General features: G+C 41.6%; 9 protein-coding genes and 1 pseudogene. 9 read left to right on the top strand and 1 reads right to left on the bottom strand.

The genetic code is table 11. The annotated features are described in order from the left end of the window. The 8 genes and pseudogenes from ASC50_RS07165 to ASC50_RS03575 form a co-directional block, all read left to right on the top strand. A pseudogene (locus ASC50_RS07165) lies at positions 1–177 on the top strand (indole-3-glycerol-phosphate synthase TrpC); the annotation flags it as partial. Positions 178–234: 57 nt separating this feature from the next. Next, entirely contained in the window at positions 235–1,383 is a 1,149-nt protein-coding gene (gene lysA / locus ASC50_RS03605) for a diaminopimelate decarboxylase (RefSeq protein ID WP_055432699.1), read from the top strand. 12 nt (positions 1,384–1,395) lie between these two features. Continuing rightward, positions 1,396–2,604, top strand: coding sequence for a glycosyltransferase (locus ASC50_RS03600; protein WP_055432700.1), 1,209 nt, complete (start codon positions 1,396–1,398; stop codon positions 2,602–2,604). Positions 2,605–2,618: 14 nt separating this feature from the next. Further along, positions 2,619–3,365 (top strand): hypothetical protein, encoded by a 747-nt coding sequence (locus ASC50_RS03595; protein WP_158648370.1) that lies wholly within the window; start codon positions 2,619–2,621, stop codon positions 3,363–3,365. Positions 3,366–3,676: 311 nt separating this feature from the next. Next, positions 3,677–4,078: a DUF4372 domain-containing protein gene (locus tag ASC50_RS08470; RefSeq protein ID WP_082592071.1), complete on the top strand. Its 402-nt coding sequence runs from the start codon at positions 3,677–3,679 to the stop codon at positions 4,076–4,078. Continuing rightward, entirely contained in the window at positions 4,000–4,440 is a 441-nt protein-coding gene (locus tag ASC50_RS06710; protein WP_056928723.1) for a transposase, read from the top strand. The genes ASC50_RS08470 and ASC50_RS06710 overlap by 79 nt, the downstream gene beginning before the upstream one ends. 145 nt (positions 4,441–4,585) lie before the next feature. Further along, the gene (locus ASC50_RS03580) at positions 4,586–5,131 is read left to right on the top strand and encodes a transposase (protein ID WP_055432704.1); all 546 of its coding nucleotides are present in this window, start codon (positions 4,586–4,588) and stop codon (positions 5,129–5,131) included. 59 nt (positions 5,132–5,190) lie between these two features. Continuing rightward, positions 5,191–5,472: a hypothetical protein gene (locus ASC50_RS03575; RefSeq protein WP_055432705.1), complete on the top strand. Its 282-nt coding sequence runs from the start codon at positions 5,191–5,193 to the stop codon at positions 5,470–5,472. Positions 5,473–5,768: 296 nt separating this feature from the next. Here the strand turns inward: ASC50_RS03575 and ASC50_RS03570 are convergent, their stop codons facing one another. Beyond that, complete coding sequence (locus ASC50_RS03570; RefSeq protein ID WP_056928721.1) at positions 5,769–7,163, bottom strand: ISNCY-like element ISSydi1 family transposase; 1,395 nt, start codon at positions 7,161–7,163, stop codon at positions 5,769–5,771. Positions 7,164–7,875: 712 nt separating this feature from the next. Between ASC50_RS03570 and ASC50_RS03565 the strand changes: the two genes are divergently transcribed. Beyond that, positions 7,876–8,398 (top strand): IS66 family transposase zinc-finger binding domain-containing protein (locus tag ASC50_RS03565; protein WP_193391199.1); only part of this gene is annotated, 523 nt, incomplete at its 3' end.

Raw genomic sequence — 8,398 nt, 5'->3', positions numbered from 1 at the left:
TTGGTGAAAATCTCCGAAAGTGGCTTGTCCGACCCCCAAACGGTGGTTCAACTGCGGCAAACAGGTATTCAAGGCTTCCTGATGGGCGAAACTTTTATGAAAACACCCAACCCGCCCCAAACGCTCAAAACATTTATCAAGGCAGTAACGGAAAAAAAACTCATAACTCATAACTAATAACTCAAAACTATTTCGTACCTTTGCGGGCTGATTTCAAAAGATAGCATAAAAGAGATGTTTCCTATAGAGAAGTTAAAAGATTTGCGGACTCCGTTTTATTTTTACGATACGGAGCTTCTGAACAGAACGTTGCAAGCGGCTCTGTCAGAGGCTGTTGCCTGTGGCTATCACCTGCATTATGCGGTGAAAGCCAATGCCAATCCGCGTATTCTGGCGATGATTCAAGCGGCAGGTTTTGGGGCAGACTGCGTGAGCGGCGGCGAAATTCAGGCGGCTTTGGATGCGGGCTTTTCTGCCGATAAAGTGGTGTTTGCAGGTGTTGGAAAGGCTGATTGGGAAATAAATCTGGGTTTAGACCATAACATTTTTTGCTTCAATGTGGAGTCGATACCCGAATTGCAGGTGATTGACGAGTTGGCGGCGGCAAAGGCTCAAACGGCTCGTGTGGCTCTGCGAATCAATCCGGAGGTGGATGCACACACCCACGCGCATATCACAACCGGCAAAAAGGAAAATAAATTTGGCATCAATCTCGACCGGTTAGATGCGGTGTTGGACACATTGGCAGGGTTGAAACATGTGCAGTTGATAGGTTTGCATTTTCATATTGGGTCGCAACTGTTGGATTTGGAGCCGTTTCAGCTGCTTTGCGACAGGGCTAAAACATTGCAGGAGAGTTTGTTAAAGCGTGGTATGCGTGTTGAGCATCTGAATTTTGGCGGCGGTCTGGGCATTGATTATGAACAGCCGGATGCGCATCCGATTCCCGATTTTAAGGCTTATTTCAAAACTTTTCACGATTATTTTCCGGTAGCACCCGGGCAGCAAGTCCATTTCGAGCCGGGTCGTTCGATTGTCGGGCAGTGTGGAACGCTGATTTCCAAAGTGTTATATGTGAAAGAGGGCAGTGTGAAAAAGTTTGTCGTGTTGGATGCCGGCTTCACGGAATTGCTTCGTCCGGCATTGTACGAAGCCTCGCATCTGATTGAAAATTTGACGGCACCCACCCATGAGAAGGTTACCTACGATGTTGTGGGTCCGATTTGTGAGTCGTCGGACTGTTTTGCAAAGGACATCCAACTCCCCCAAACGCAACGGGGCGATTTGGTGGCACTCCGTTCGGCAGGGGCGTATGGCGAAATTATGGCTTCACAGTATAACTGTAGGCAGTTACCGAAGTCCTATTTTTTAGATTTATTATAAACAATAGAGAATATGTTTGAATTTGTTGAATTTGATTTTGATTTTGTGAGCATCATTGGCACTTTAACCGACACGGTAAGTATCGTTTTAGTGTCCGTGTTAGCAGGGTGCTTGATTGTCCAATTGCTTTATTATTGGCTGTTTTTGGCAAAACCCAACCGGCGTATACGTGCTGTCAAACGTGTAAAAAAGAGAGTCGAAGAGGCTCAGCCGCCGGTTTCCGTCATTGTTTGTGCAAAAAATCAGGCACAAAGTTTACGCGAATATATGCCGATTTTATTGGAGCAAAATTATCCCATCTATGAGGTTATTTTTGTTGATGATGATTCGAGTGACGAAACGAGCGAAGTGATAGGCAGTTTATCGCAACGTTATCCACAGTTGTATCACACGTATGTGCCGGCAGAAACTATGAGCCTGAGCCGCAGGAAGTTAGGACTCACGATAGGCATAAAAGCGGCCAAATACGACACACTTTTGTTTACGGATGCGTGTTGTGCGCCGAACAGTCCGGACTGGATTTCGAAGATGTCGCGCCATTTTAAAACCTTGGACACCGTGGTTTTAGGATTTAGTACATTAGACAGCCACTCGAAATCGTATATGGTCTATGACTACTATTTCTCTAACCTCAAAATGGCTACTATGGCACTGTTGGGCAGGTCTTATATGGCAAACGGCAAAAATTTAGCCTATAGCAAAGAACGGTTTTTGAAGGAGCGCGGTTTTTCCAATTCCAATATCATGGATTCGGGCGAGGATGATTTGTTTGTGGACGAGATAGCCCCTAAATGCAATTTAGCGGTCGAACTCTCGCCGGAAAGTGTGGTAACGGCGAGTTTGAACGAATATCAGACTTGGCGAGATATGAAAAACAACCGCGTGATGACGGGAGCCTATTATAAATGGGGTCCGAAAGTGTTTTGGGCTGTTGAGTCATGGACGCGCATCGGATTTTATGCGTCCCTCATCGCCTCGGCAATTTGGGTGTTGGTTGTAACAGAATCGGCTTATTCCTCAGAATGGTTCGTTTTGTTTGGTGCAACCGCTCTGCTGCGGCTTTTAACACAGTGGTTGGTTATAAATAGAACGGCATCCGTTTTGGGATTACCAAAATTTTATCTATCTTTGCCGCTGTTTGATATAATTCAACCTTTTGTGGATGAATATTTTTTGTTTTATCAGCGCATAAGGGGTCGAAAAAGCTATCGAAAGTCATAAAAAAGGAAAAAAAAATGGAAATAGAAGGTATTAACATTAATGGTGTATTCAACGATTTTCAGCAGACGATGCGTCAGATGGGGAGGTCTTTTCATATCCTCGAAACCATCGTTCCGGTTGAGAAACAGTTGGAGTATTTTACCTACGCGGAACGGCTACGAGCCAATAATGGCAAAGACTCTGTGACGCAACAGATTGAAGCATTGCGAGCGAGCAATTCATCGTTTGAGCAGTTGAAATATGCGTTGACTTATTTGGCCACATCGGGCGATGTGGCGGCTTACAGGGCAATACAGGAATTTGCGAACAGAAAACCGGATGCTCGATTGACCGATTGGACAAATCTGTCGCTCCAGCAGGCAAAATTGATGATGAATGCGGAGTTTTTGGAAGAAAATCAGATTGTTATCTCTACCGGATTGGGTGGCAAAGGCAGCAAATTTCGCTTTTATGCCTTTTTCCGCTCCATGTGTTTGAAGCCGTTTTCGGACTACCAGCGCAAACTCATCGAAAAGGAATTTGCGTTTTCGATAGACCGCGCAGGAGGCGAAATAGAACAAATGCACATCGCAGAAAACTATTTTTACATCCTGTTTCTGAACGAAGTGACGATAGATGTGCGCGATGTTTTATTCAACGCACAACTTACATGCAACGAATTTGGCGATTTCCTCGACCACAATTTCACGCTCACCAACGTCAAAATGTTCGACGATGCAGAAATACAACTGGCTATGCGCGAGCCAATGACGAGAGATTAAATAAAAATAAAATATGCACCCTTAGTTCAATGGATAGAATTTAAGATTCCGGTTCTTACGATATGCGTTCGATTCGCATAGGGTGCACTAAAGTGCAATTTCGCCGTTTTCATATTTTTTTTGAAAATGGCGTTTTTGCCGATTGGTTAAACGCTATTACGAACAATTTCTCGATAAGAAAATCATTGTGCCAACGGTATTATCCTGATTCATAACTGTCCCAAGTTTATAGAAAAATAAGAAAGTTCCTTGAAAAGCATTACCTTTGAATTGTTAAACGAAAAAAATAACACTTCAAAAAGAACTTTCTTATGGGTACAAAGTTAGGTAAAAAATCGGACACGCCAATTTTCAAGCAAATAGTTGACTTGATTCCACGTAATTTATTGCGTAAATGTGTTGCACAGTATAGTTCTGATAAGTCTTGCTCAGTTTATTTTACTTATGATCAGTTAGTTAGTACAATGTTTGGACAGCTGAACCGCTGCTTGAGTCTTCGGGAAATCGCGATGGGTATTGACCAATCGCCGGAGTTTTTGGCGGACATTGGTTTAGAGCAAAGTCCGGCAAAGTCCACGATGAGTACGAGTAATGGGAAGCGTAACTATAAGGTATTCGAGCAGTTATACTATTTTTGCTGGATTATTATAAACGATCCCTTAGTCACCATCCCGACTATAAAGTCATTGATGAAATCAAGAATGAGACCATAAAAATTATAGATGCCACTATCATGACGGTCTCTCTGAAGCTATTTCCGTGGGCAAAATATAGGACAGCAAAAGGCGGTATAAAGGCTCACGTTTCATTGGATGAAGCGATGATGGTGCCGGACATCATCAATATTTCAGAAGCAAAAGTGAGTGATAGACGGGGTGTAGATGATTTTCGCTATTCCAAGGGGACGATTGTGGTGGATGATAGGGGCTATTTTGACTGCAAATTGTTCAAGATAAGGATAGACGATGAAAATCATTTTGTGACCCGTTTGAAAGACAATATTCTCTACCAATCGGTTCGGGAGTTGGATTTGCCCGAAGACAAGGATTTTCACCTGACTTTAACACTTGGGTGACGCAAGGCATTTTGAGCGTCTGAGAATCGCATAAATGCCCTAAAAATTATTTTTTGATTCAAATATGGGGTTCTCGTACGCTTAACTTCAATTTGGGTGACGCATTGTCAAAGTCAGGAATATTCTCTACCAATCGGTTCGGGAGTTGGATTTGCCCGAAGACAAGGATTTTCATATTCTCAAAGACGAAATTATTCATTTGACAGGTACGGCAGCCAAAGAAACAGGGTTAGACAAGATAGAATTGCGCCGTGTAGCTGTGTATATTGAAGAAGATGATAGGACAATCGTTTTGATAACCAATAATTTAGAATGGAGTGCAACAACCATTGCTGAATTGTACAAAAGGCGGTGGTTGATTGAAACGTTTTTCAAGTTAATCAAACAAAATTTGCAGATAAAAACATTTATAGGCACAACAGAGAATGCCTGTAAGTCGCAAATTTTCATATCTCTGATATGTTACTTGCTGTTGGAACTGATTCGCCGCACCTTATGTAAGACACCTCACCGCTTCGGACACTTTGTAACCCTGATACGAGTTTGCCTGACACAATGCAACAGACTTGGATACATCGTGAATGCTACACAAATCAGGGTACGGAAAGCTCGCAAGCACGGAACATCGCCGCCCAATTTGTTTGCAGAAAAAGATTTTATACAACTTTCATTGGATTTTGCCCTCTCATAAAGCGTATATCCCCGATTTTGTCGCGTTTTAACAAAAATTAACCAAATGTTGGGACAGGTATGATCCTGATTACCACCAAGGGCGGATACGACTTTGATGCCCGTTATTTCGCTGAATTTGGCTACGCGACGGCTCAATTCCTGCGCATGAAAAACGTTGAATTGGGATACAACACGAGTGCCCTCAAGAAGATAAAATTAGAAAACCTCCGAGTCTATTTCAGTGCCGAAAACCTGTTCGTAGTCAGTCCCTTCAAATTGTGGGACCCCGAAATGGGAGGCAATGGCATGGGATATCCGCTCAACAGGAGGTTTAATGTGGGATTGCAATTATCATTCTGAATCAGGATTAAAGGATGAACAGGATGAAAAATCCTGAAAATCCTAAAATCCTGTAAATTAGGATTCGGACAAAAAAAAGATTAATTAGAGTTTGTCCATACAGTCCGTCTTTTATATTTTTTGAAGGACTTCGTCCCCTTCAAACTTCTCGTACACAGACAAAATGAGACCGTTTTTTGTCATATTTTGAGTTCATCTGCCCCCAAAACATTTTTTGACCCCATTTTTTGACTTTTTTGAGCTGTCAAGACATAATCCTCCCCTTTGAGTTTGTTAATATTCTGATTATCAGCTGTTTATATAGACAATATGACTTTGGCAGTCATCACTCTAATATTGTATGCAATGACACTCCAAAGCACCTTTTGTGCAAAATGCGCTTGCCCTTTCCAGTTGCATCGAAACAAATCATAGCCCCGTTTGACGTTCGAAATAACCGCTTCCATACCGCTACGCCACTTTTTCAAGCGCGTTTCCATGTTTTTGCTGCTCACTACGTTCCGTAAACTTCCTACTATCTTGTTGAACACAACGTTCCTAATCCCCTTACTCAGAGCATATTCCATGTTGGCTTTGGAGGCATAACCGCCATCGGTAGCACTGTCGCGAGGGACTATGCCATAATCTTTTATCACCTTGTCAACCATCCCTTGATAAAGAGAACTGTCTGCCGGATTGCCCAGACATACGTCACAGCCCAATATCAGGTTGCTTCGCCCGGATGCCAAATCTACTTTGTGTCCAAACAGCACTTCGCGTTGCCCTTTCACAATGATGTCGGTATGCTGTTCGTAAATGGAAAATATTTTTTCAGCATTGGAAACCGTTTCTCCCTTAATTTCATGCCGTTGCGTCATATCGTAAACCTGTCGCATCACAAACACAAAAAATTCCAATTGTGATAACAAAGCAAATGCTGCGGGTGTTACATTATATATGTCCTTTTTTTTTACAACGTTTGATACTTGATTGATGCATTTGGTAAACGTAATAAGCTGTCTTCTAAACAATTCTGTGCGTTTATCAAGAGCTTCTGTTGCCGTTTCCGGTGAAGCTTTTTTCTTACTTTTTTTACTTGATTTTGTGTTGTTTATCAGAAAGTAAGTCCTTTTAGCATTTTTCCTATAGTCCCTAAAATTAGCTACTTGTACTTCTTCATTCAATTGCGTAAGCAACCGATGACTTTCTTTGATGCAATCCCAAATCAATGAATTATTCGTTGGATAATGAATATTTGTTTCAACTACTGTGCTATCCTGACGCAATTTTTGTACATCTTCTAAGCCTTCAGATATAGCTATCTTGTTGATCTCTACCAATAACTTCTCCAAACTATCTGCTGTAATTTTCGATATATACTTCTGGTACACCTGAAAACTATACGGACGTAATGAGTCTATCTTAAGAAACTGTTCGCAAATGCGCGAATCTTCTTGTGCCTCCTCTAACTCCCTGTAATCCAAACCCTTAACCTCCTTATATATCGCAGCTCGCATAATCTGTTCTACACTTGGCATATCTTGGCGACCAAATTTGCTCAATTTACACCCTTTCACTACATCTGCCTCAACGAGCTTGATCAACTCAGGATGAAGCTCTAAAATCGTGTCAAACAGCCCTAATTCAGGGTTCTTTGCCCAATTCGCACTCTCAAATTTCAGCCGTAACGGCTCGAATAATTGCATTTTCATGCCGCAAAAGTAATATTTTTTTTGATACTTAAAACTTTTACTGTCTGATATTTATAATTTATGGACGGTAAGTTCAATTAGTAACTGCGAAAAATCGCTATTACGAGCAACCTAGATTTTGCTCGTAAATAAAGAGGTCGCGAACAGAACTTCTAAGAACGACAAAAGTAAAAAAACAGAGAGAAAAGTTCTCCCTGTTCGATTAATTTATTTACTTTTGTTGTATGAAATACAAACAACTAATCAAGGAGCAAAGGTACGAAATTTTTGCATTACTGCAAACAGGTACCCCGAAAGACAGCAATTCAGCCTCAAAAAATAATTCATTGAAAATGAATGGTATAGAAAACTTGCAAAAATAAAAATTTCCGGCTATCTTTGCACCGTGTAAGCGCAAGGCAGGGGCTTTCGCCCCTTTTGTGGAGGCTGAGCTTTTAACTGCAGTGTTCTTTCATGTTAAAAAAAATTAAAAGCCGCAAGGGTGTTGTTTGGACGACCTTTGCGGCTGTCGTTTTAACGCTGCAAAGGTACAAATAATTTTCTTAATTGCAAAAAAAAAGTGAAATTATTTTTATTAAAATGCAATTTATTTTTATATTTATCACAAATATTTTTTGACGTTACTATACAGCACCTCCCCACAGCGGACTAAAAAAAAACGAATCATCCTGAACTTTAAATACTAAACCGACACTTTTCCCGTTATAGTAATATGGGAGATATAATGGACATAGAGATTTTAGTGAAGACATTGATTGCGGAGGTTCGAACTTTACAAAAGGAGAATGAGCTTCAAAAAAAAGCAATTGAGATTCAAGACAAGGAGATAGCCGACTTACGCGCACGCTTGTCCCGTTATGAGCACCCTAAAACCAGTCAGAATAGCCATCTTCCTCCCTGCAAAGACCCTATTGGCACCCAAAAAGTGAACCTTCGCCAAAAGACCGGTCGTCCGGTTGGCGGTCAAAAAGGACATGTAGGCAAAACGCTGACGATGCAAAAACCGGATGAGATAATTGGCCTTTGTTCCGATTTTTGCACTCATTGTGGGGCGGATTTGTCCGCAAAGGAAGCAAGCTTGTTGGAAATTCGTCAAGAAATAGACCTTCCGCCTATTCGTCCCATAGTGAAAGAATATCACAAAATGCGTAAGGTTTGCCAATGTGGTTGGGTTAATGATGGTGAATTTCCGGTAGGGGTTAATTCCAGGATTAGCTATGGTTCCGGCGTTGAAG

This window comes from Candidatus Symbiothrix dinenymphae (genome assembly GCF_001431085.1).
This window is presented reverse-complemented; position numbering and strand designations above follow the sequence as displayed.

What these genes read in the sequence shown, in the direction of transcription:
- lysA (WP_055432699.1), top strand. Translation starts at nt 235, where the DNA reads ATGTTTCCTATAGAGAAGTTAAAAGATTTGCGGACTCCGTTTTATTTT.
- ASC50_RS03600 (WP_055432700.1), top strand. Translation starts at nt 1,396, where the DNA reads ATGTTTGAATTTGTTGAATTTGATTTTGATTTTGTGAGCATCATTGGC.
- ASC50_RS03595 (WP_158648370.1), top strand. Translation starts at nt 2,619, where the DNA reads ATGGAAATAGAAGGTATTAACATTAATGGTGTATTCAACGATTTTCAG.
- ASC50_RS08470 (WP_082592071.1), top strand. Translation starts at nt 3,677, where the DNA reads ATGGGTACAAAGTTAGGTAAAAAATCGGACACGCCAATTTTCAAGCAA.
- ASC50_RS03575 (WP_055432705.1), top strand. Translation starts at nt 5,191, where the DNA reads ATGATCCTGATTACCACCAAGGGCGGATACGACTTTGATGCCCGTTAT.
- ASC50_RS03570 (WP_056928721.1), bottom strand. Translation starts at nt 7,163, where the DNA reads ATGAAAATGCAATTATTCGAGCCGTTACGGCTGAAATTTGAGAGTGCG.